Source organism: Acidovorax sp. NN32 (assembly GCF_057597245.1).
This window is the reverse complement of record NZ_CP199679.1, coordinates 4600756-4622500: the sequence shown is the minus strand read 5'-3', so window position 1 is coordinate 4622500 and position 21745 is coordinate 4600756. Positions and strand designations below refer to the sequence as shown.

At 63.6% G+C, this 21745-nt stretch carries 17 protein-coding genes and 2 rRNA genes (1 of these 19 cut by a window edge); 15 read left to right on the top strand and 4 right to left on the bottom strand.

Annotation, left to right across the window (positions count from 1 at the left end; all coding sequences use genetic code 11):
- Both ACT89O_RS21245 and rrf read left to right on the top strand, forming a co-directional pair.
- Positions 1–2551 (top strand): 23S ribosomal RNA (locus ACT89O_RS21245); it begins 328 nt to the left of the window's first position.
- Between the two features lie 154 nt (positions 2552–2705).
- Positions 2706–2818 (top strand): 5S ribosomal RNA (gene rrf / locus ACT89O_RS21240).
- Positions 2819–3082: 264 nt separating this feature from the next.
- On the opposite strand, the gene ACT89O_RS21235 is transcribed toward rrf, so the two are convergent.
- Positions 3083–4162, bottom strand: coding sequence for an MBL fold metallo-hydrolase (locus tag ACT89O_RS21235; protein ID WP_487261114.1), 1080 nt, complete (start codon positions 4160–4162; stop codon positions 3083–3085).
- A gap of 125 nt (positions 4163–4287) precedes the next feature.
- Between ACT89O_RS21235 and ACT89O_RS21230 the strand changes: the two genes are divergently transcribed.
- From ACT89O_RS21230 to ACT89O_RS21175, 12 genes are all read left to right on the top strand, one after another.
- The gene (locus ACT89O_RS21230) at positions 4288–4683 is read left to right on the top strand and encodes a MerR family transcriptional regulator (RefSeq protein ID WP_121421270.1); all 396 of its coding nucleotides are present in this window, start codon (positions 4288–4290) and stop codon (positions 4681–4683) included.
- A gap of 42 nt (positions 4684–4725) precedes the next feature.
- Positions 4726–5187, top strand: a complete 462-nt coding sequence (locus ACT89O_RS21225; RefSeq protein WP_487261113.1) for a PaaI family thioesterase — start codon at positions 4726–4728, stop codon at positions 5185–5187.
- 41 nt (positions 5188–5228) lie between these two features.
- A complete protein-coding gene (locus tag ACT89O_RS21220) occupies positions 5229–6419 on the top strand; it encodes an isovaleryl-CoA dehydrogenase (protein ID WP_487261112.1) in 1191 nt (396 codons plus the stop codon).
- Positions 6420–6452: 33 nt separating this feature from the next.
- The gene (gene can, locus ACT89O_RS21215; RefSeq protein WP_121421267.1) at positions 6453–7112 is read left to right on the top strand and encodes a carbonate dehydratase; all 660 of its coding nucleotides are present in this window, start codon (positions 6453–6455) and stop codon (positions 7110–7112) included.
- A 37-nt stretch (positions 7113–7149) separates the two neighbouring features.
- On the top strand, positions 7150–8955 hold the full coding sequence (gene aceK, locus ACT89O_RS21210; RefSeq protein WP_121421266.1) for a bifunctional isocitrate dehydrogenase kinase/phosphatase: 1806 nt from the start codon (positions 7150–7152) through the stop codon (positions 8953–8955).
- A gap of 60 nt (positions 8956–9015) precedes the next feature.
- Positions 9016–10209, top strand: a complete 1194-nt coding sequence (locus ACT89O_RS21205; protein ID WP_228896005.1) for an acetyl-CoA C-acyltransferase — start codon at positions 9016–9018, stop codon at positions 10207–10209.
- Between the two features lie 46 nt (positions 10210–10255).
- Complete coding sequence (locus ACT89O_RS21200; RefSeq protein WP_431150836.1) at positions 10256–11308, top strand: DUF695 domain-containing protein; 1053 nt, start codon at positions 10256–10258, stop codon at positions 11306–11308.
- 28 nt (positions 11309–11336) lie between these two features.
- Positions 11337–11969: a pyridoxamine 5'-phosphate oxidase family protein gene (locus ACT89O_RS21195; RefSeq protein WP_487261111.1), complete on the top strand. Its 633-nt coding sequence runs from the start codon at positions 11337–11339 to the stop codon at positions 11967–11969.
- A gap of 87 nt (positions 11970–12056) precedes the next feature.
- Positions 12057–12725, top strand: a complete 669-nt coding sequence (locus ACT89O_RS21190; RefSeq protein ID WP_487261110.1) for an SDR family oxidoreductase — start codon at positions 12057–12059, stop codon at positions 12723–12725.
- Positions 12726–12886: 161 nt separating this feature from the next.
- Positions 12887–13606 carry a carbonic anhydrase gene (locus ACT89O_RS21185; RefSeq protein ID WP_218301607.1) on the top strand — a complete coding sequence of 240 codons (720 nt, stop codon included), beginning with the start codon at positions 12887–12889 and terminating at the stop codon, positions 13604–13606.
- 140 nt (positions 13607–13746) lie between these two features.
- On the top strand, positions 13747–14877 hold the full coding sequence (locus tag ACT89O_RS21180; RefSeq protein WP_487261109.1) for an acyl-CoA dehydrogenase family protein: 1131 nt from the start codon (positions 13747–13749) through the stop codon (positions 14875–14877).
- Positions 14878–15085: 208 nt separating this feature from the next.
- Positions 15086–16879, top strand: a complete 1794-nt coding sequence (locus ACT89O_RS21175; protein WP_487261108.1) for an ATP-binding response regulator — start codon at positions 15086–15088, stop codon at positions 16877–16879.
- Here ACT89O_RS21175 and ACT89O_RS21170 read toward each other — a convergent pair.
- On the bottom strand, positions 16870–19431 hold the full coding sequence (locus ACT89O_RS21170) for a tetratricopeptide repeat-containing sensor histidine kinase (protein ID WP_487261107.1): 2562 nt from the start codon (positions 19429–19431) through the stop codon (positions 16870–16872). The genes ACT89O_RS21175 and ACT89O_RS21170 overlap by 10 nt on opposite strands.
- Positions 19431–20081, bottom strand: a complete 651-nt coding sequence (locus tag ACT89O_RS21165; RefSeq protein ID WP_487261106.1) for a LuxR C-terminal-related transcriptional regulator — start codon at positions 20079–20081, stop codon at positions 19431–19433. The genes ACT89O_RS21170 and ACT89O_RS21165 overlap by 1 nt, the downstream gene beginning before the upstream one ends.
- A 181-nt stretch (positions 20082–20262) precedes the next feature.
- Here ACT89O_RS21165 and ACT89O_RS21160 point away from each other — a divergent pair, with 181 nt between their 5' ends.
- The gene (locus ACT89O_RS21160) at positions 20263–21339 is read left to right on the top strand and encodes a hypothetical protein (RefSeq protein WP_487261105.1); all 1077 of its coding nucleotides are present in this window, start codon (positions 20263–20265) and stop codon (positions 21337–21339) included.
- Positions 21340–21341: 2 nt separating this feature from the next.
- Here ACT89O_RS21160 and ACT89O_RS21155 read toward each other — a convergent pair whose 3' ends face one another.
- Positions 21342–21704, bottom strand: a complete 363-nt coding sequence (locus ACT89O_RS21155; protein WP_055393012.1) for a DUF2237 family protein — start codon at positions 21702–21704, stop codon at positions 21342–21344.
- Positions 21705–21745 lie beyond the last annotated feature (41 nt).

Genomic DNA, 21745 nt, shown 5'->3' with positions numbered 1-21745 from the left:
CTGTATGCGAAAACAGACGTGTGGTACTAAGCTAGAGAAAAGTAGGGCGGGACACGAGAAATCCTGTCTGAATATGGGGGGACCATCCTCCAAGGCTAAATACTCGTAATCGACCGATAGTGAACCAGTACCGTGAGGGAAAGGCGAAAAGAACCCCGGGAGGGGAGTGAAATAGATCCTGAAACCGCATGCTTACAAAAAGTAGGAGCCCGCAAGGGTGACTGCGTACCTTTTGTATAATGGGTCAGCGACTTACATTCAGTGGCAAGGTTAACCGAATAGGGAAGCCGTAGAGAAATCGAGTCCGAATAGGGCGAATCAGTCGCTGGGTGTAGACCCGAAACCAAGTGATCTATCCATGGCCAGGATGAAGGTGCCGTAACAGGTACTGGAGGTCCGAACCGACTAGTGTTGCAAAACTAGCGGATGAGCTGTGGATAGGGGTGAAAGGCTAAACAAACTTGGAAATAGCTGGTTCTCTCCGAAAACTATTTAGGTAGTGCCTCAAGTATTACCGTCGGGGGTAGAGCACTGTTTAGGCTAGGGGGTCATGGCGACTTACCAAACCTATGCAAACTCCGAATACCGACGAGTACAGCTTGGGAGACAGAGCACCGGGTGCTAACGTCCGGACTCAAGAGGGAAACAACCCAGACCGCCAGCTAAGGTCCCTAAAATTGGCTAAGTGGGAAACGAAGTGGGAAGGCTAAAACAGTCAGGATGTTGGCTTAGAAGCAGCCATCATTTAAAGAAAGCGTAATAGCTCACTGATCGAGTCGTCCTGCGCGGAAGATGTAACGGGGCTAAGCCAGTTACCGAAGCTGCGGATGTGCAATTTATTGCACGTGGTAGGAGAGCGTTCTGTAGGCCTGTGAAGGTGTCTGGTAACGGATGCTGGAGGTATCAGAAGTGCGAATGCTGACATGAGTAGCGTTAAAGGGGGTGAAAAGCCCCCTCGCCGTAAGCGCAAGGTTTTCTACGCAACGTTCATCGGCGTAGAGTGAGTCGGCCCCTAAGGCGAGGCAGAGATGCGTAGCTGATGGGAAACAGGTCAATATTCCTGTACCGATCAATAGTGCGATGTGGGGACGGAGAAGGTTAGCTCAGCCAACTGTTGGATATGTTGGTTCAAGCCTGTAGTCGTGCCTGGTAGGCAAATCCGCCGGGCTTAGATGAGGGGTGATAACGAGTCTGCTTGCAGACGAAGTGAGTGATACCCTGCTTCCAGGAAAAGCCACTAAGCTTCAGCTATTGACGACCGTACCGCAAACCGACACTGGTGCGCGAGATGAGTATTCTAAGGCGCTTGAGAGAACTCAGGAGAAGGAACTCGGCAAATTGATACCGTAACTTCGGGAGAAGGTATGCCCCAAGTAGGTGAACCTGTACAAGGCGAGCCCAACGGGGTTGCAAAAAATCGGTGGCTGCGACTGTTTAATAAAAACACAGCACTCTGCAAACACGAAAGTGGACGTATAGGGTGTGACGCCTGCCCGGTGCTGGAAGATTAAATGATGGGGTGCAAGCTCTTGATTGAAGTCCCAGTAAACGGCGGCCGTAACTATAACGGTCCTAAGGTAGCGAAATTCCTTGTCGGGTAAGTTCCGACCTGCACGAATGGCGTAACGATGGCCACACTGTCTCCTCCTGAGACTCAGCGAAGTTGAAATGTTTGTGATGATGCAATCTCCCCGCGGAAAGACGGAAAGACCCCATGAACCTTTACTGTAGCTTTGTATTGGACTTTGAACAGATCTGTGTAGGATAGGTGGGAGGCTTTGAAGTGAGGTCGCTAGATCTCATGGAGCCAACGTTGAAATACCACCCTGGTGTGTTTGAGGTTCTAACCTAGGTCCATTATCTGGATCGGGGACAGTGCATGGTAGGCAGTTTGACTGGGGCGGTCTCCTCCCAAAGCGTAACGGAGGAGTTCGAAGGTACGCTAGTTACGGTCGGACATCGTGACGATAGTGCAATGGCATAAGCGTGCTTAACTGCGAGACTGACAAGTCGAGCAGATGCGAAAGCAGGACATAGTGATCCGGTGGTTCTGTATGGAAGGGCCATCGCTCAACGGATAAAAGGTACTCTGGGGATAACAGGCTGATACCGCCCAAGAGTTCATATCGACGGCGGTGTTTGGCACCTCGATGTCGGCTCATCTCATCCTGGGGCTGTAGCCGGTCCCAAGGGTATGGCTGTTCGCCATTTAAAGAGGTACGTGAGCTGGGTTTAAAACGTCGTGAGACAGTTTGGTCCCTATCTTCCGTGGGCGCTGCAGATTTGAGGAAGCCTGCTCCTAGTACGAGAGGACCGGAGTGGACACACCTCTGGTGTATCGGTTGTCACGCCAGTGGCATTGCCGAGTAGCTAAGTGTGGAAGAGATAACCGCTGAAAGCATCTAAGCGGGAAACTCGTTTCAAGATGAGATCTGCCGGGGCCTTGAGCCCCCTAAAGAGTCGTTCAAGACCAGGACGTTGATAGGTCAGGTGTGGAAGCGCAGTAATGCGTTAAGCTAACTGATACTAATTGCTCGTGCGGCTTGACCCTATAACTTTGATAGCCAATATGCAAACCGTAAGGAATGTGTGAAAAGCTCAAAGATTGTTATGCCAAGTTGACGCAGTCAAAAAACACAAAAATCTGATTCCAAACTCTATGAATTCGCCGAGCTGTTCCTCGAACAGCCCAGCACCCAGTTATGCCTGATGACCATAGCAAGTTGGTACCACTCCTTCCCATCCCGAACAGGACAGTGAAACGACTTTGCGCCGATGATAGTGCGGGTTCCCGTGTGAAAGTAGGTCATCGTCAGGCTCTTACAGCCCAGAAAACCCCAGTCTCATAAAGACTGGGGTTTTTTGCTTTGGGGGATCCAAAAACGGATCAAGTGCAGCGGATTGCTTTATGCGTTCCGGTTCAACAGCCCAACTAGCCCGTCTCACTCTGCTTGTGCCGACCAGGCGTGCGCGACATCTCACAAGCCTTGTAGGCCTTGATCAGCATTTATACGCGTGCGGGGTTGGGCTTGGCATTCGTTGGCCACTCAATGAGCGCATGTCGTTGAGGTATTGGATACGTCTATCCACCGTTCGGTGCTCGAAATCTCTGCCCCCCGGCTTGGTCGAGAAAGCGCTCCAACTTCCCATCCATCCACAGATGGTGCAGATGCGCCAGTGCCTCACCCATGGCAAAAGTCATCTGATGGGTGTCCAGCTTGCGTTGAAAGAGAATCGGCAAAGTATCTGCAGCGCTCAAGGAACGATCATGGGCTGCTTGCAAGATCTCCGAGAGCCGTTCCCGGTGGTGGTCTTGCAATTGGGCAATGCGTGTGGCCAAGCCTATAAACGGCTTGCCATGCGATGGGAGCACCAATGTGCTTTCCGGCAGATCCAGATACCGCAACAGCGAAGTCAAGAACAACTGCAGTGGATTGCCTTCGGGCTCGCTGGCATGGACGCTAACATTGGTCGAGATGCGCGGTAGCACCATGTCACCGCTGATCAAGGTGGTCAACTCAGCACAAAACAGCGCCATATGCTCGGGCGCGTGTCCGTAGCCGCTGATGCAACGCCACGCCCGGCCCCCGATGTCCAGCGTGTCTCCATCCATGATTCGGCGAAAGCGGGGGGGCAGCGCGGGCACGAGGGTCGGGAAATACGATGCTCGCCCACGTACATGGGCTAAAAAGGATGGGTCTTGCGCACCGTGCAGCGCGTAAAAGTCCGCCCCCGCTTCTCCGCCAAACCCTTGCGGGTCATAGACAGCGACCCGAGCCACGTTGTAGTCGGTGGCACTGATCCACAAGCGCACATCCCATCGCTCGCACAGCCAATGGGCCAAGCCGATATGGTCTGGATGCATGTGGGTCACGATGACGCGCAAGATAGGTAAGCCACCCAGGCAGTTCACGAAAATCTGCTCCCACTGCGCACGGGTCGCAGCACTGTCGATACAGCAGTCCACCACGGTCCACCCGTCCAGCATGACACCGCCAGCGCCCAGTTGTCGGTCGCGCAGCAGCCACAGATTGATGTGATCCAGTGCAAAGGGAAGACCCATGCGAATCCAGTGGACTCCCGGCCCGATCTCGATGGAGCCGCCCTCGGAAGGGAGCGCGTCGCCCAGCGGGTAGTGGATCTGGTGTTCGAGTGGGTTCATGGCGAAGGTGTGATGGGTTAGCATTGACGTTAACGTAAACGTCATGCATTCGATGCATTGTAGGGAGCTGCCGCCACCGGGCTGTCTCCTGCGCGAAACCGATACTGCTGTGTGCAGCACCCACCATGGCCAATACTTACACCATCAGCGACCTTGCCAAAGAGTTCGATCTCACCACCCGGGCGATCCGTTTTTATGAAGACATGGGCTTGCTGCAGCCTGAGCGCACTGGATCTGCCGGACGCAACCGCGTGTACAGCGCACGCGACCGCACCCGGCTCCGCCTGACGCTGCGGGCCAAGCGCCTGGGCCTGTCACTGACGGAAGCCAAGGAGATCATTGACCTTTATGACAGCCCCCGTGATACGGGCGTTCAGCTGCGCAAATTCCTCGACGTGTTGGTGGTCCATCGCAAGCAGCTCGAAGAGCAGATGGCCGATTTGCAGGCCAACCTGGAAGAGGTGCGCGAGCACGAAGAAGAGGCGCGCTCGCTGCTGGCCAAGGTAGAAAAGCAAAATTGATTCATAATTGACGTTTACGTAAACGTAAATCAGGAGACTGTTGTGAGCACGCCCCCCCTTGAGCCGCGTTGCGCTGACTTTGCCGATCGCGTGCGCGACAGTTTTGCGCGCCAGGGAGCCATGGAGACCCTGGGCGCCTCGCTGGGCCTTGTGGCGCCAGGTGCTGTGGACATCGAACTCCCTTGGGCGGTCGGGCTGACCCAGCAGCACGGATTTCTCCATGCGGGCATGGTGGCCACAGCGCTGGATTCGGCGTGTGGATATGCCGGTTTCACCCTGATGGCGGCCGACGCTGCCGTGCTCACCATCGAGTTCAAGATCAATTTGCTGGCCCCCGCCAAGGGCGAGCGATTTCGCATGGAAGGGCGGGTGCTGAAGCCCGGCCGCACCATCACCGTGTGCGAAGGCCGCGCTTTCGCCATCGACGGCAGCCAAGAAAAACTCATCGCCACCATGGGGTGCACCCTCATGGCGGTCACAGGACGCGACAACATTCAGGGCTGAATCCGGCCCATTTCCCTACCTTTTACGAGGAGACATTCCCCATGAGCATTCCCGCCAACCTTCCCGGCCTGAACTTCCAACTGGGCGAGGACATCGACGCCCTGCGCGACGCCGTGCGCGACTTCGCACAGGCTGAGATCGCCCCCCGCGCGGCGGAGATTGACCGCAATGACCAGTTCCCCATGGACCTGTGGCGCAAGATGGGCGACTTGGGCGTACTCGGCATCACGGTGCCCGAGCAATACGGCGGCGCAGCCATGGGCTACCTGGCCCACATGGTGGCCATGGAAGAAATCTCGCGCGCTAGCGCCTCGGTGGGCTTGTCTTATGGCGCCCACAGCAACCTGTGCGTGAACCAGATCAACCGCAACGGCAGCGAGGCACAAAAAGCCAAGTACCTGCCCAAGCTCATCAGCGGCGAACACGTGGGCGCGCTGGCCATGAGCGAACCCGGCGCGGGCTCCGACGTGATCAGCATGAAGCTCAAGGCCGAGGACAAGGGCGGCTACTACGTGCTCAATGGCAGCAAGATGTGGATCACTAACGGCCCTGATGCAGACACCCTGGTGGTGTATGCCAAGACCGAGCCTGAGTTGGGCGCGCGCGGCGTGACCGCCTTCCTGATCGAGAAGGGAATGAAGGGCTTTTCGATCGCGCAGAAGCTCGACAAGCTGGGCATGCGCGGCAGCCATACGGGCGAGCTGGTGTTCCAGGACGTCGAGGTGCCCACAGAGAACGTGCTCGGTGGCCTGAACCAGGGCGCGAAGGTGCTCATGAGTGGCCTGGACTACGAACGTGCGGTGCTGACCGGTGGCCCGCTGGGCATCATGCAGTCCGTGATGGACAACGTGATCCCTTACATTCACGACCGCAAGCAGTTCGGCCAGAGCATTGGCGAGTTCCAGCTCATCCAGGGCAAGGTGGCCGACATGTACACCGTGCTGCAGGCGGGGCGATCGTTTGCCTACACGGTGGCCAAGAACCTCGATATGCTCGGCACCGACCATGTGCGCCAAGTGCGCAAGGATTGCGCCAGCGTGATCCTCTGGTGTGCCGAGAAGGCCACCTGGATGGCGGGCGAAGGCGTGCAGATTTATGGTGGCAACGGCTACATCAACGAATACCCGCTGGGCCGCCTCTGGCGCGATGCCAAGCTGTATGAGATTGGTGCGGGCACGAGCGAAATTCGTCGCATGCTGATCGGCCGTGAGCTGTTTGCCGAAACCTGCTGAGCTTCTATCTAATCATTGAGACCCAAGGACAACATGCCCTCCTCCATCGAAGACCTGTTTGTTCACAACCGCGCCTGGGCGGCCCAGATGGAGCGCGAGCGGCCCGGCTTTTTCACCAGCCTGCTGGCGCAGCAAAAGCCCAAGTACATGTGGATCGGTTGCTCCGACAGCCGGGTGCCTGCCAACCAGATTACCGGCCTGGAGCCCGGTGAAGTGTTTGTGCACCGCAATGTGGCCAACGTTGTGGTGCCTACCGACCTGAACTGCCTGTCCACCATCCAGTACGCGGTGGATCAGTTGCACATCGAGCACCTGATGGTGGTGGGGCACTACGGCTGTGGTGGCGTGCTGGCGGCGTTGGAGGGCACGCGCGTCGGTCTGGCCGACAACTGGATCCGCCATGTGCAGGATGTGCGCGACCGCCACCGTGACCTGATTGCCGCCACCGCCCCGGAGTGGCGCCATGACGTGTTGTGCGAACTCAATGCCATCGAGCAGGTCGTCAACATTGCCCAGACCACGGTGATGCTCGACGCCTGGGGCCGGGGCCAGAAGGTGACGCTGCACGGCTGGTGTTATGGGCTCAAGGATGGTCTCATCAACAACCTGCACATGTCCGTGGGCAGCACCGAAGGCCTGGACTCGCTGTACAAGGCCGCGATCGCCGGTGTGGCTGCCGTCAAAAGGCAATAGCCAACCACCGCATCCCCTCAACGGCAGAGCACCCGCCATGTTCCCGCAACGGCTTGACGCTCCCCAGGCCTACGGCATTGCCAAGGCCATGATGGATGGCTTCAACCGGCACTACCGGTTGTTCCGCACCGAGTCCGCGCGGGCCAAGCACCGCTTTGAAACCGGCGACTGGCACGGCCAGCAGCGGGCCCAGCGCGAGCGTATCGAGTTCTACGACCTGCGCGTGAAAGAGTGTGTGCGCAGGTTAGAGAAAGAGTTCGAGGCGGGTGCACAGCCCATGGACGTGTGGCACCAGGTCAAGCTGCACTACATCGGCCTCTTGGTCAACCACCACCAGCCCGAACTGGCCGAGACCTTCTTCAACTCGGTCACCACCAAGATCCTGCACCGCACGCATTTCCACAACGACTTCATCTTTGTGCGGCCTGCGGTCAGTACCGAATACATCGAAAACGAAGAGCCCGCAGCGCGCCCCACCTACCGCGCCTATTACCCGTCGCGAGACACGCTGGGCGAGACCTTCCAGGTCATCATCGAGAACTTCCAGCTGCAGCGTGAATTTGCGGACTTGGGCCGAGACACCGCCTGCGTGGTGGGCGCTATGCGAGGCCGGCTCGACAAAGTGAGGCTGCGCGCCAACTTCCAGATCCAGGTGCTCACCAGCCTGTTCTTTCGCAACAAAGGCGCCTATGTCGTGGGCAAGATCATCAACGGCTTCAACGAAGTGCCGTTTGCGCTGCCCATCCTGCACGACGACAACGGCAGGCTGTTTATCGACGCGGCCCTGTTTGGCGAAGATGACATGCAGATGCTGTTCAGCTTCGCACGTGCCTACTTCATGGTCGACATGGAGGTGCCCAGCGCCTACGTGCAGTTCCTGCGCAGCCTCATGCCGCGCAAGCCGCGGGCCGAGATCTACAACGCCCTGGGCCTGGCCAAGCAGGGCAAGACGCTGTTCTACCGCGACTTTCTGTACCACCTGAAGCACTCCAGCGACCAGTTCCGCATCGCGCCCGGCATCAAGGGCATGGTGATGCTGGTGTTCGACCTGCCGAGCTTTCCCTTCGTGTTCAAGCTCATCAAGGACTACTTCCCGCACCAGAAGGAAACCACGCGCGAGCAGGTCAAGGCCAAGTACCTGCTGGTCAAGCAGCACGACCGTGTGGGCCGCATGGCCGACACGCTCGAATACAGCGAGGTGGCCTTTCCGCGCAGCCGGTTCGACGATGCCCTCATTGCCGAGATCGAGAAGTTCGCCCCCAGCCAGCTCGAAATCAGCGACCGCGACGGCGACGGCCAGACGGAGGTGATCATCAAGCACCTGTATATCGAGCGGCGCATGATCCCGCTCAACATCTACCTGCAGGAAGCCTTCGACACCGGCCTGTCAGACCCGCGCGCGCGCCAGCAGATGGAGCACAGCGTCATCGAATACGGCAACGCCATCAAGGACCTCGTGGCCGCCAACATCTTCCCGGGCGACATGCTCTGGAAGAACTTTGGCGTCACGCGCAACGGCAAGGTTGTGTTCTACGACTACGACGAGATCGAATACCTCACCGACTGCAACTTCCGCCGCGTGCCCACGCCGCGCAATGAAGAAGAGGAAATGAGCGGCGAGGTCTGGTACAGCGTCGGCCCGCGCGATGTGTTCCCTGAAACCTTCGGCCCCTTCCTGCTCGGCAACGATGCCGTGCGCGAGGTGTTCATGCAGCACCACGCCGATCTGCTCGACGCTGCCTTCTGGCAGTCGCACCAGGAACGCATCCGGGCGGGCCACATGTTTGACGTCTTTCCCTACGACACAGACCGGCGCTTTGCGCATGGCTCAGCAGTCCGGTAGCCCCCAGCATTCACCCCTCCCCAACATTTCATCCGAACCATTTCACAGGAGACCATCACCATGTCTGCATCCACCCAAGACCCCATCGTCATCGTCGGCGCCGCACGCACCCCCATGGGCTCGCTGCAGGGCGACTTTTCCAGCCTGGCCGCGCACGACCTGGGCGGCGCCGCCATCAAGGCCGCCATCGAGCGTGCCGGTGTGTCGCCTGACGCCGTGGGCGAAGTGCTGTTCGGCAACTGCCTGATGGCTGGGCAGGGCCAGGCACCCGCGCGCCAGGCGGCGTTCAAGGGCGGCCTGCCCAAGGGCGCTGGCGCCGTCACGCTCAGCAAGATGTGCGGATCGGGCATGAAGGCCGCGATGATGGCGCATGACATGCTGCTGGCCGACACGCACGACGTCATGGTGGCAGGCGGCATGGAGAGCATGACCAACGCTCCCTACCTGCTGCAAAAAGGCCGGGGCGGCTACCGACTGGGCCATGACCGCATCTTTGATCACATGATGCTCGACGGCCTGGAAGACGCTTACGAAGCGGGCCGCAGCATGGGCACCTTTGGCGAAGACTGCGCCGCCAAGTACCAGTTCACCCGCGAGCAGCAGGACGCGTTTGCCACCGCCAGCGTGCAGCGCGCCAAGGCGGCCACCGAGTCCGGCGCTTTCGCGGCCGAGATCGTCCCAGTGACCGTCAAGACCCGCGCGGGCGAGACCGTGGTGTCGGTGGACGAAGGCCCCGGCAAGGTCAAGCTCGAAAAAATCGCCACACTCAAGCCCGCCTTCAAGAAGGACGGCACCATCACCGCCGCGTCCAGTTCCAGCATCAACGATGGCGCCGCCGCGCTGGTGATGATGCGCGAATCCACCGCGAAGAAGCTGGGTTGCAAGCCCCTGGCCCGCATCGTGAGCCACGCCACGCATGCGCAAGAGCCCGAGTGGTTCGCCACTGCCCCGTTGGGGGCCACGCAGAAGGCGCTGGCCAAGGCCGGCTGGCAGGTTGGCGATGTGCAGCTGTGGGAGATCAATGAAGCCTTCGCGGTGGTGCCCATGGCGCTGATGAAGGAGCTGGACCTGCCCCACGACAAGGTCAATGTGAACGGCGGCGCCTGCGCTTTGGGCCACCCCATCGGCGCCAGCGGTGCACGCATCATGGTGACGCTGATGTACGCGCTCAAGGCGCGCGGCCTGACCAAGGGCCTGGCCACGCTGTGCATCGGCGGCGGCGAGGCCACGGCCGTGGCGCTCGAACTGGTCTGACGATGGAGAGGGATGGGATGATTCCCATCTCTTCACAAGGACCGCGATGACCGCACCATCTCCCGAGATCACCACCTTCTGGCGTGAATTTGTCGATGCCCAGGCATCGCTCCAGGCCCAGCCTCTGCGCGAGCGGGTCGAGTCGGCCAACGTGCTCATCGAGCGTCACCTGAGGGGCCTGGCGCTGGAGATGTCTGGCGGCGACAGCGATGCGGTGGTGGATCTCATCGTCACAGCCCACGGCAGCATAGACAACTTTCCGTTGCTGATGGAGGTGGTGGCTGCCGCACCCGTGCTGCAGAACTACCGGTTGCGCGCGTTCCGGGAGCGCACCTCGCAGCCCGACTTTCCCATCGGCATGGAGGGCTTTGAGCTGTCCACATCGGAGGTGCTGGTCGCCTGCGGACAGGACGATGGCCAGGCCGCGCTGGAGATCCGCTTTGGCCGCGAGATCCCCAGCGACTACCAGGACCACGCGCGCAACATGGCGTTCATCATGCTCGACCATGTTCTGGGCGAATACGACTTCGCCGTCAAGGTGGGCGCGGTGGATTTTGTGGAGGAAGCCTCCGACCCGCTGGCACCCTGGGTGCCCCTGAGCCAGTTTGTGCCGGTGTTCGACCGCTATTGGGTGGACACCCTGGGCCGCACCAGCGACTTCCCTGCGGGCGAGCACGACTGGTCGGGCATGACCTTGTCGTTTGGCGGGCAGGACGATGAGGATGGCAGCGGTGACGAGGCTGAAGACAAGGCCATTGTCATGGTCAACCGCAGTGCCAACCCCGTGGCCATGCGCGCCGATCTGGCCTACGCGCTGACCCTGGACCTGGCCGTGGGCAACCGCGATCAGCTGGCCGCCGTGCAAGACCTGCAGGACCAGGCAGCCACGCTGCTCGCGCTGCCGCAGCTGGGCATCATGGCCTACACACTGACCCGCGCGGGGCGCCGCAAGGCCGTGTATTACGTGGGCGACAAGCAGCTGGCCATGCAGACGCTCGCACCTTTGCTGCTGCGCGATGAGGCCGAATCGCTGGAGCTGACCTTCGCGTTTGATCCCGCATGGTCAGGCTATTTCGAGTTTGCCGTGCATTGCCCGTGAACTCTTTCAACCCCTTGCAGGCCACACCATGATCGAAACGCTCGAACAATTGCGCACCCTGTACGCAGCCCCCGGCGAGCGGGCCCTGCGCAAGCAACAACCGCAGCTGGATGGGCACTGCCAGCGCTTCATTGCCCTGTCGCCGTTCTGCGTGGTGGCCAGTGGTGGCGCCGATGGTGCGCTGCTCGATGCCTCGCCGCGCGGCGGTGCGCCGGGCTTTGTGAAGTCACCCGATCCCCACACCCTGCTGTTGCCCGATGCGGGCGGCAACAACCGGCTCGATACCCTGACCAACCTGCTGAGTGACCCGCGCATCGGCCTGCTGTTCATGATCCCGGGTGTGGATGAAACCCTGCGGGTGAATGGCACCGCACGCCTGCGCGACGAAGCGTTGTACACCGACTTCTTCACGGCCGAGCGCCAGCGCCCCAAGATCGTGATCGAAGTGCGTGTGGCCGAGGCGTACCTGCACTGCTCCAAGGCCTTCATGCGCTCGCGGCTGTGGTCCGCCGATGCGCAGGTGGACCGCGCGCAACTGCCCACCATGGGCCAGATGATTCACGACCAGATGGGCCTTGCGACCGAGCCCGAGTCGCAAGTGGCGATGCTGCAGCGCTACCGCGCCCAACTGGCGCAAGAGCAGCAACTCGGCGACGCTTGAGGGGATTGATGTTGAATACTTCTGTTTTGATAGCTTTCAGCGCTTGATGGATAAGCGCTAGAGCTCAACTTCATTCAAATTCCCTCTATGAAATCCATATTGGTCATCGGCGCATCGCGTGGCATTGGGCTGGAGCTCGTGCGCCAGTACACCGAGGCGGGCCGCCGCGTCATCGCTACCGTGCGCGACGATGCGGGCCGCGAGCGGCTACAGGCCCTGGGCGCCGAGGTGTTGACCGTGGACGTGGCCAACCCTGCCAGCGTCAGCGGGCTGGCTTGGCAACTGGACGGCGAAAAGATCGAGACCGCCTGGTATGTGGCCGGTGTCATCCGCCGCCCCAATGCGCTCACGCCGCCCACCCAGCAGGACTTCGATGCCGTGATGCACACCAACGTGCTGGGCGCCATGCAGACACTGCCGCAGGTCGCGCCCCTGGTGGCCGACGCGCAGGGCGTGTTCGCTTTCTTGTCCTCGTCCATGTCGCAGATTGGCAGCGTTCCCAACAGCGGCTCCTGGCTGTACCGCACCAGCAAGGCGGCGCTGAACATGGCCATCGCATCCGCCCAACACGACTACCCGAACGCCACCCTCATCACCATCGACCCCGGCTGGGTGCAGACGGACATGGGCGGCGAAGGCGCTGCGCTGACCGTGCAGGACAGCGTGCGCGGCCTGCGCGCCACCGTGGCGGGCGTCACGGCCGCCGACAAAGGCCGCCTGCTGCACCACGACGGGCGCCGCGCCACGCACTGGTAGCCTTGCGGCTATCAGGCTGCCGGATCGATGCAAGATTTGGACTGGCGCCCGGTGGAGTGGATCCGCAAAATTGCGTGGCGCTGGCTGCCTGAAAACGGCTTCCTGCGCGGGCTGGCTAAAGAGAGGGCCAGCTCCATGCAACCCAACCGGGAGTCCAAAAAATGTGTGATTGTCTTGCTACCCCGGCGGCGCTTGCGCCGTCCCGCCGCCGCCTTCTGGGCGGTGCCGCAGCCTTGGCTGCCCTGGCCTCCAGCGCCCGCGTGCTGGCTGCAGACACCCCTTTGCCCGACAACCGCATCGGCCCCGACGCAGCGCTTGCGCGGCTGGTGCAGGGCAATGCCCGCTACGTGGCGGGCCGTTCCACGCAGCGCGACTTTTCGGTGGGCCGGGTGGCGCGCACCACCGGGCAGCGGCCCTTTGCGGCCATCCTGAGCTGCGCGGATTCGCGCATTGCGCCCGAGCTGGCGTTTGACCAGGGGCCCGGCGATCTGTTCGTGGTGCGGCTGGCGGGCAACTTCCTGAACGACGATGCGCTGGCCAGCATGGAATACGCGATCGAGGTTCTGCAGGTGCCGCTCATTCTCGTGCTCGGGCACAGCAACTGCGGCGCTGTTTCCGCCGCCATCAAGGTGGTGCAGGAGGGCACCCAGCTGCCCGGCCATCTGCCGGGGCTGGTCAACGCCATCCGCCCGGCCGTCGAGGCGGCGCAGCGCCGCCAGCCCGCCAACTTGCTGGTGGCCGCCACCGAGCAGAACGTGCGGCTCAATGTGGCCCGGTTGACCACCTCCGAACCCCTCCTGGCCGGGCGCATGGCCAGCGGCGCCATCCGCGCCGTGGGGGGCGTGTACGAGCTGTCCAGCGGCAAGGTCTCGCTGGTCTAGCCCCCGGGTACGCAGGAGCACGTAGTCCGCCCGCCCTTAGCGGGCGCGCCCGCAGACGCGGGCAAAATTGCATGTTGACTCGCCGGTAGGTGCCTGGGCATCCAGAGCCTGCCGGCGCCGAACGATCCCAAGGAGACAACATGCTGCTGACCCAAGACCAGGAAATGATCCGCGACGCGGTGCGCGACTTTGCGCAAGAACAGTTGTGGCCCCACGCCGCGCGCTGGGACAAGGAACACCACTTCCCCAAAGAGGCGCACCAGGGCCTGGCTGCACTGGGTGCCTACGGCATCTGCGTGCCCGAAGAGTTCGGCGGTGCCAACCTGGACTACGTGACCCTGGCGCTGGTGCTGGAAGAAATCGCCGCCGGTGATGGTGGCACCAGCACGGCCATCAGCGTGACCAACTGCCCCGTCAACGCCATCCTCATGCGTTATGGCAATGCACAGCAAAAGCGCGACTGGCTCACGCCGCTGGCGCGCGGCGAAATGCTGGGCGCCTTCTGCCTGACCGAGCCGCATGTGGGGTCCGACGCCTCCGCACTGCGCACCACCGCCGTAAGGCAGGGCGACGAATATGTGATCAACGGCGTCAAGCAGTTCATCACCAGTGGCAAGAACGGCCATGTGGCCATCGTCATCGCCGTGACCGACAAGGGCGCGGGCAAGAAGGGCATGAGCGCCTTCCTCGTGCCCACCAACAACCCCGGCTATGTGGTCGCGCGGCTGGAAGACAAGCTGGGCCAGCACAGCAGCGACACGGCGCAGATCAACTTCGACAACTGCCGCATCCCGGCCGAGAACCTCATCGGCGCCGAGGGCGAGGGCTACAAGATCGCCCTGGGCGCGCTCGAAGGCGGGCGCATCGGCATTGCCGCGCAGAGCGTGGGCATGGCGCGCAGCGCGTTCGATGCGGCACTGGCGTATTCGAAGGAGCGCGAGAGCTTTGGCACCGCCATCTTCAACCACCAGGCCGTGGGCTTCCGCCTGGCCGACTGCGCCACGCAGATCGAAGCCGCGCGCCAGCTCATCTGGCACGCCGCCGCGCTGCGCGACGCAGGCCGCCCGTGCCTGAAGGAAGCCGCCATGGCCAAGCTGTTTGCCAGCGAAATGGCCGAGCGCGTGTGCAGCGCCGCCATCCAGACGCTGGGCGGCTACGGCGTGGTGAACGACTTCCCGGTGGAGCGCATCTACCGCGACGTGCGTGTGTGCCAGATCTACGAAGGCACGAGCGACGTGCAGAAGATCATCATCCAGCGCGCGCTGGCCTGAGCCTGCTGGGCGCCATTGTCGGCGCCGCGACCGCTGCCTCCGTGCGGTGGTGACGGTTGCGCCGTGAGTGGGGCCGCGGCAGATGCGTACACAGCCATGCCCTGGTCGCTACCCGACGTACCCCCAAGCGCTGCCACGCGCCGGCGTCAACACGCAACCCTCCCAAAGTAGGGGGTGTTTGGTACGGGAAGATGCCAACATCGGCCCGATGAACTCCGAACGCGTGCTCTCCTGGGACACCCTGGCACCTGCCGCCCAGCTGCAGTTGTTGGGCAACAGCTTCATGCGGGTGCGCGACGGCTGCACTGTCATGCCGCTGCTGGGGCTGCCGGGCTTGGCCTGGCTGTATTCGCTGGGCTTGTGGCCCCCTGGCATCACGCTGTGGTGGGGGGCGTCGTTGTTGCTGGTGGGGGCTGTGTGGGGCGTCTGGGGCCTGTGGCAGCGGGCCCTGAAGCAGCGCGACAGCCACGATGCGGCAACGCTGCTGGCCGTTTGGTTGCCTCGTGTGCAAGCGCTGGCTGCGTTGTACGGCGCGTTGGTGATGAGTTCTGCGGCCTCCGCTGGGCCCGACACGCCCTTTGAACTGCGCGTGGTGTTCATCTGTGGCTCCACGCTGGTGGTGTCGGCGCATGCCGCGCACCAGTCGGCGGCGCTGGTGGTTTTCAAGCGGTTCTTTTTCACCAGCTACGCGGTCAGCCTGTTGTCGGTGCCCTATGTGTTTCCCGGTCACTGGCCGTACCTGTTGCCCATGCATCTGGCGTTTGGCGTGTTCTTTCGCAATGCGAGCATCAGCCATCAGTTCTTTCTGAGCAATGTGGACCTGACGGAGCGGTTCCGTGCCGCCAAGGGCGAGGCCGAGCAGGCGCTGGCCGTGAAGAACCAGTTCCTCGCCACCGCCAGCCACGACCTGCGCCAGCCCGTGCATGCCGTGGGGCTGCTGGCCGAATCCATCGCGCTGCGCAACCGGGACCCGGCGCTGGATGCCACGCTGCAGAACCTGCGCCAGGGCGTGCAGTCGCTGCAATGGATGTGCAATGCGCTGCTGGACCTGTCGCGCATCGAAGCGGGGGGCGTGCAGGCAAGGCCCCAGGCGGTGGCCCTAGCGCCGCTGCTGCGCGAAGTCGCCACGCTGCTGGGGGAATCTGCGCGCACCCGGGGCCTGGTGCTGCGCCTGCGCCCGCCACCGGCCAGCGCCCGGGTGCAGGCCGACCCGATGCTGCTGCGCCAGTGCGTGGTGAACCTGGTGCACAACGCGCTGCGGTACACGCAGCGTGGCGGCGTGCTGCTGGCTGTGCGCCGCCGCGCCGGGCACTGGCAGGTGGAGGTGTGGGACACCGGCCCCGGCGTTGCAGCCGAGGAGCGCGAGCGGATCTTCTCGCCCTTCACCCGCAGTGCCTCGACGCGCGTGGCAGACGATGCAGGCTACGGCCTGGGCCTGGCTGTGGTGGCGCGCTGCGCCGAGCTGATGGATGCGCCTCTGGGCCTGGTGTCGCGCCTGGGGCGCGGCTCGCGGTTCTGGCTGCGGCTGCCGCCTGCCACGTCCAGCGCAGTGGTCGTTGCGCCAACGCCCGCCACCGTGGCGCGCCAGGGCGGCCTGCAGGGCTGCTGCCTGGTGGTGGAGGACGACCCGCAGGTGGCCGCAGGCTGGCAGCAATTGCTGCAGGACTGGGGCGTGCAGGTGCGCTGCGCGGCCGATGGTGCCGAGGCACTGGGTTGGCTGGAACAGGGCTTCACGCCGCAGGCCATCTTCTGCGACCAGCGTTTGCGCTCCGGCGAGAGTGGGTTCGCCTTGCTCCAGCGCCTGCAGGCACTGTGCCCTGACGCCGCGCTGGCCATGGTCAGCGGTGAATGGGATTCGCCCGCGCTGCGCCAGGCGGAAGAAGAGGGCTACCTGGTGCTGCGCAAGCCGGTGGCGCCGGGACAGCTGCACGCCTTGTTGCGGCAATGGCTACCTGATTCGTCTGAAGACTATAAAAAAATAGCTGCTAGCGCTTATTGGTAGAGCGCTGAAGGTTGTTTTGATTGATTTTTCTGCGGGCCCAGCCACTGGGCCAGCACCGCGTGCAACTCCACGGGGCTCACCGGCTTGCGCAGCACCAGGTAGCCCTCGTCCTCGGCATCCTGCAAGGCGGGCGCGTTGTGCTCGCCGCTGACCATGGCGCCGCGTGCAGCGGGGCAGCGGGCCAGCAGGGCGCGCAGCACGTCAAAGCCGCTCTCGCCCGTGCGCAGCCGCTGGTCGCAGAAGATGGCATCCGGCTCGAACCCGTCGTCGAGCTGGGCGTGCGCCTCGGCCGTGGTGGTGGCGTATGCCGCCGTCACGCCCCAGGCCTCCAGCATGGCGCGCCAGGCCTTGATCACCTGGCGGTCGTCGTCCAGTACCAGGCAGCGGCCTTGCAGCGGGCGCATTGCCGTCTCGTCGCGGTGTATGGCCACCGGGTCGGGTGGCACGGCCGTCGTAGTAGCCGCAGCGGTGTGGGCCGGCAGCCGCAGCCAGAAGCATGAGCCCCGCCCCGCCTGCGACACCAGGCCGTGGGTGGCGCCCATCTGTTCGGCGCAGCGCGCCACCACGGCCAGCCCCAGGCCGTGTCCGGCGTCGTTCATCTGGTCCGCCCGCTCCCCTCGGTAGTAGGGGCTGAACACCCGGTACTGGTCCGCCACGGTGATGCCGACGCCGGTGTCCCGCACTTCCACCAGCCAGTCGCTGCCGCGCGCCCGCACGCTCACCAGCACCTTGCCTTGGGGCGTGTAGCGGATCGCGTTCTGCACCAGGTTGGCCAGCGCCTGGCGCAGCAGCACCGGTTCTGCCCACACGGTAGCTCCGCCACGCGGCACCCATAGCCGCAGGGCCAGCCCGCCGAGGCTGGCCTGCTCACGGAACAGGCGCACCACGTCCACGAGCAGCCCGCTCAGGTCCACCACGCCCTTGGTGCCCAGCGGCTGGCCGGATTCCAGGCGGGCCAGGTCCAGCAGCGCGTTGAACAGCTGGTTCATGGCCTGCATGCTGTTGCGCAGGTCGGCAACCAGGGGGCGAAGAACCGGGTCGCTGTTGCGCAGGCTGATCGCCTCGACCATCAGCGACATGGCATGCACGGGCTGGCGCAGGTCGTGGCTGGCGGTGGCGAGGAACAGGTTCTTCTCGGCCAGTGCGCCTTCGGCCTGCCGCCGGGCTGCCGCCAGGGCCGCGTTGGCCGTGCGGGTGCGACGGTACTGCCAAAAGCTGGCGCCCGCCGCCAGCAGGGCCAGCGCCACCGTGGCGGCCAGGCCGATCTGCTGCATGCGCCGCACACGCAGCTCGGCATCCTGCACCCGATTGGCCTGCGCCAGCTGCTCGATCTGGCGCAGCCGTTCAGCGCTGTCAAAGCGCTCCTGCAGCGCGGCCACGGCCTGGTCGCGCTCGGTGTGGAACAGCTCCTTGGCCAGCGCCTGCTGCTTGCGCGTGGTGGCCACGGCTTCGCGGTACAGGCCGGCTTGCTCGTACATGCGCGAGAGCTCGCCCAGCAGCTGCTCTTCCATGGGCAGGGAGCCTGCTTCATGCACAAACCGAATGCCCGCCTCCACCTCATGCACGCCAGCCGCAATGCGGCCCTGGCCCATCAGCGCAAAGCCCAGGTTGGCCTGCGCCATTGCGGCCCCGTTCAGCTCGTGCGCGTCGCGGTACGCTGCCAGGGCCTCGCGCATCACGGGCTCGGCCGCGGCATAGGCCTTGCGCTGCAGCAGGACGTCGCCCAGATTGTTCAGCGCCGTGGCCTGGAGCCCGGTGAGCCCGCCGGCGCGGGCGATCTGCAGGGACTGCCGGTAGGCGGTCACGGCGGTGTCGAGGTTGCCCTGCACGTTTTCCACATTGCCACGGTGCAGGTGCAGCCAGCCCAGCGCCTGCTGGGCGCCCAGCTTTTCGGCCAGCGGCAGCGTCTCGCGAATGGTCTGCAGCGCGCGGTCGGGGTTCTTCATGTCGAAGTGCAGCAGCTCCAGGTGGGTGCGCGACCGCAGCTCGGATGTGGCTGCTTGGCGCGGCAGCGTGCGCGAGAGTTCCAGGCTGCGCAGCAGGTGGGTCATCGCCGCTTCGAACTGGCCGTTGCTGCTGTGCAGGGCACCCAGCGTCAGGTGGTAGAGCCAGCGCACCCAGGGGTCGGGCACCTGCTCCGCCGCGCCCGCTTCGCGCGCCAGGGCGTCCAGCCCGGCGCGTGTCTTGCCCGCCACGGCCCATTGCCGGGCCTCGAAGCAGGTGGCCAGCACCTGCGTCGAGGCATCGCTGTGCGCAGCCGCAAGCGCTTTCAGTTGCGCTATGCCCTCGGTCACCACCGCAGCCTGCCCGGTCTCGAAGGCTGCGTCCGTCAGCGCCGCCAGGTAGGTGCGCCGGGTCGCGACATCGGCCGCGTTGGCAAAGCGGGTGGCGGCGGCCTGCAGCGCCTGCACGGCTTCGGCGCTGTTGCGTTGCGACAGGGTCTGCAGCCGGTCCAGCTCTGCCAGGTCCGGGTTCGGTACCTGCGCCCCTGCGGGCAGTGCCGTCTGCAGGCACAAGGCCGCGACCAGCACCACGGCCCGGACAAGGCGCATCAGGACAGCTCCAGCCGCCGGCCGCGCAACAGCGTGATGGCCTCGACCCGCGTGCGCACCCGCAGCCGCTCCAGGATGCCCGTCACGTGCTCCTTCACGGTGCTCTCGGCAATGTCCAGCTGCAAGGCGATGCGCTTGTTGGGCAGCCCCTGCAGCACCAGCGCGAGGATCTGGCCCTGGCGGGTGGACAACCCCAGCTCGGCCGGGGTCACCGGCAGATCGCGGCTGCGCGGCGGCTGGCTGCCCTGCAGGCCCGGCTCAAACCAGACCAGCCCGCTCAGCAAGGCTTCCACCGCCAGACCAAAGGTCTCAGGCGCTGCTTGTTTGTGGATGAAGCCTTGTGCGCCTGCCTGCCGGGCCTGCTCCATCACGGCGGGGTCATCGTCGCCGCTGATCACGGCGATGGGCATCCCGGGGCAGTGGCTGCGCACCTGGGCGATCAGGCCCACGGCAGCGCCTTCCGCCAGCCAGAAGTCAATGAGCGCGATGGCCGGTGTGCCCCGCATTTCCACCCAGCGCAGAAGATCGTCCGCCCCTGCGGCCTCTACCACCTCCATCTGTGGCAGGCGTGCGCGCAGGAACTCGGCCATGCCGTGCGCCACGAGTGGATGGTCGTCCAGGATGAGCGCGTAAGGGGAGGTGGGGGTCATGCAGTGGGAGAGGGTGGCTACGCCTTGCGGCGCAGGCGCGCTGACAGCGCGGAGGCAGGGCAAATTCTGCCAAGTGTTGAGCAGGATGGACGGCGCGCAAACCCTACCAGGGTAGGGTTCCGTACCGCAGGAGGTGCTGCACAGAATCCGCCCTTCATTCACGATCAAGAGGTTTCTGTTCATGACACGACAAGCAAGCGCAACGGGTGCTGGGCGCACTGGGCACTCCGTACGGCCCCTCTTCCGCTGGGCACCCCTGGGCTTGGCGGCCGCCTTGCTGGTGGGTTGTGGCGGTAGTGACGATGACAACAATGGCACGCCGCCGCCTACCGCAGGCGCGTTCAGCATTGGCGGTGCGGTCACGGGCCTGGGCGCTGGCAAGACGGTGACGCTGCAAAACACCGGCAAGGACGACCTGACGATCAATGCCAACGGCAACTTCGTCTTCGTGACGCGCCTGGACAGTGGCATTGCCTATGCCGTCACCGTCAAAACCCAGCCCAGCGGCCAGCGATGCACGGTGACCCAGGGCACGGGCATCGCCACCGCCAACGTCAGCAACGTGCAGGTGCGCTGCGAAAACCTGGCGGCCGCCACCTACACGGTTGGCGGTTCAGTGACCGGTCTGGCGGGTGGCACGCTGGTGCTGCAGAACAACGGGGGCGATGACCTCTCGGTCTCCAGCAACGGCGGCTTCACGTTCGGCACTGCGCTGGCCGGCGGCACGCGCTATGCGGTCACCGTGCGCACGCAGCCTTCCGGCCAGAGCTGCACGGTGCGCAATGGCTCCGGCAGCGTGATCTCTGCCAACGTGGGCTCGGTGGAGGTGAGCTGCGGCACGGTGGTGGCCTTGCCCGAAGGCGACTGGAAGCAGGAGCTGTGCGTAGTGGTGCGGCCCGGCACCTGGGGCCGCTCGCTCTGGCGCATCACCCGCCAGGGGGACAATCGCGTGACGGGACAGATCGGTGTGGCCACCTATGCTGACGCCAACTGCACGGGCGCTGGCACGGTGGCAGGCCCTCTGACCGATGTGGGCAATGTGGCGTTCGACCGTAACGGCAGTACGGCTACGCTGACCGCGTTCTGGGGCTTGTGGACCCAGCCGTCAGGCCTGACATCGCGTGCCGTCTGGGCCCGCAAGGGGAGCCGCCTGTGCATCTTTGGCGACCAGATACCCACGGCCTTCCCAACGGCGGTCAGTGTGGAGAGCTACGTGGACACCGTTCTGCCCAACAAGACCTGCTACACGCAAAACTGAGCCTAGGACAACGCCGTGCTTTGCAATTGCGCCAGCGTCACGAACTCCAGCGCGCGCGCATGTGTGCATTCCAGGATCACGGGAGGCGCCACACCCGCCTCGTAGGCCTCCTTCCAGCGCAAGACGCACAGGCACCAGCGGTTGTTGGGCTGCAGCCCTGCAAAGCGGGACTCGGGCCGGGGGGTGATGAGGTCGTTGCCCCGCGACAGCGAAAAGTCCAGAAACGCCTGTGTCATGCGTGCGCAGATCACGTGGGTGCCGTGGTCTTGCTCGTCGGTGTTGCAGCAGCCGTCGCGGTAGTAGCCGGTCAGTGGGTCGTAGGAGCAGGGCATCAGCAAGGTGCCCAGAACGTTCAGTGCAGTCATATCGGGTCGTGTAAGTCGCGTGGGTTGTGAGGGGCGGTGAG

Coding starts and splice junctions, on each gene's coding strand:
- ACT89O_RS21205 (WP_228896005.1), top strand. CDS start 9,016: ATGTCTGCATCCACCCAAGACCCCATCGTCATCGTCGGCGCCGCACGC.
- can (WP_121421267.1), top strand. CDS start 6,453: ATGCCCTCCTCCATCGAAGACCTGTTTGTTCACAACCGCGCCTGGGCG.
- ACT89O_RS21185 (WP_218301607.1), top strand. CDS start 12,887: ATGTGTGATTGTCTTGCTACCCCGGCGGCGCTTGCGCCGTCCCGCCGC.
- ACT89O_RS21190 (WP_487261110.1), top strand. CDS start 12,057: ATGAAATCCATATTGGTCATCGGCGCATCGCGTGGCATTGGGCTGGAG.
- ACT89O_RS21195 (WP_487261111.1), top strand. CDS start 11,337: ATGATCGAAACGCTCGAACAATTGCGCACCCTGTACGCAGCCCCCGGC.
- ACT89O_RS21170 (WP_487261107.1), bottom strand. CDS start 19,431: ATGCGCCTTGTCCGGGCCGTGGTGCTGGTCGCGGCCTTGTGCCTGCAG.
- ACT89O_RS21235 (WP_487261114.1), bottom strand. CDS start 4,162: ATGAACCCACTCGAACACCAGATCCACTACCCGCTGGGCGACGCGCTC.
- ACT89O_RS21180 (WP_487261109.1), top strand. CDS start 13,747: ATGCTGCTGACCCAAGACCAGGAAATGATCCGCGACGCGGTGCGCGAC.
- aceK (WP_121421266.1), top strand. CDS start 7,150: ATGTTCCCGCAACGGCTTGACGCTCCCCAGGCCTACGGCATTGCCAAG.
- ACT89O_RS21155 (WP_055393012.1), bottom strand. CDS start 21,704: ATGACTGCACTGAACGTTCTGGGCACCTTGCTGATGCCCTGCTCCTAC.
- ACT89O_RS21160 (WP_487261105.1), top strand. CDS start 20,263: ATGACACGACAAGCAAGCGCAACGGGTGCTGGGCGCACTGGGCACTCC.
- ACT89O_RS21165 (WP_487261106.1), bottom strand. CDS start 20,081: ATGACCCCCACCTCCCCTTACGCGCTCATCCTGGACGACCATCCACTC.
- ACT89O_RS21230 (WP_121421270.1), top strand. CDS start 4,288: ATGGCCAATACTTACACCATCAGCGACCTTGCCAAAGAGTTCGATCTC.
- ACT89O_RS21175 (WP_487261108.1), top strand. CDS start 15,086: ATGAACTCCGAACGCGTGCTCTCCTGGGACACCCTGGCACCTGCCGCC.
- ACT89O_RS21200 (WP_431150836.1), top strand. CDS start 10,256: ATGACCGCACCATCTCCCGAGATCACCACCTTCTGGCGTGAATTTGTC.
- ACT89O_RS21220 (WP_487261112.1), top strand. CDS start 5,229: ATGAGCATTCCCGCCAACCTTCCCGGCCTGAACTTCCAACTGGGCGAG.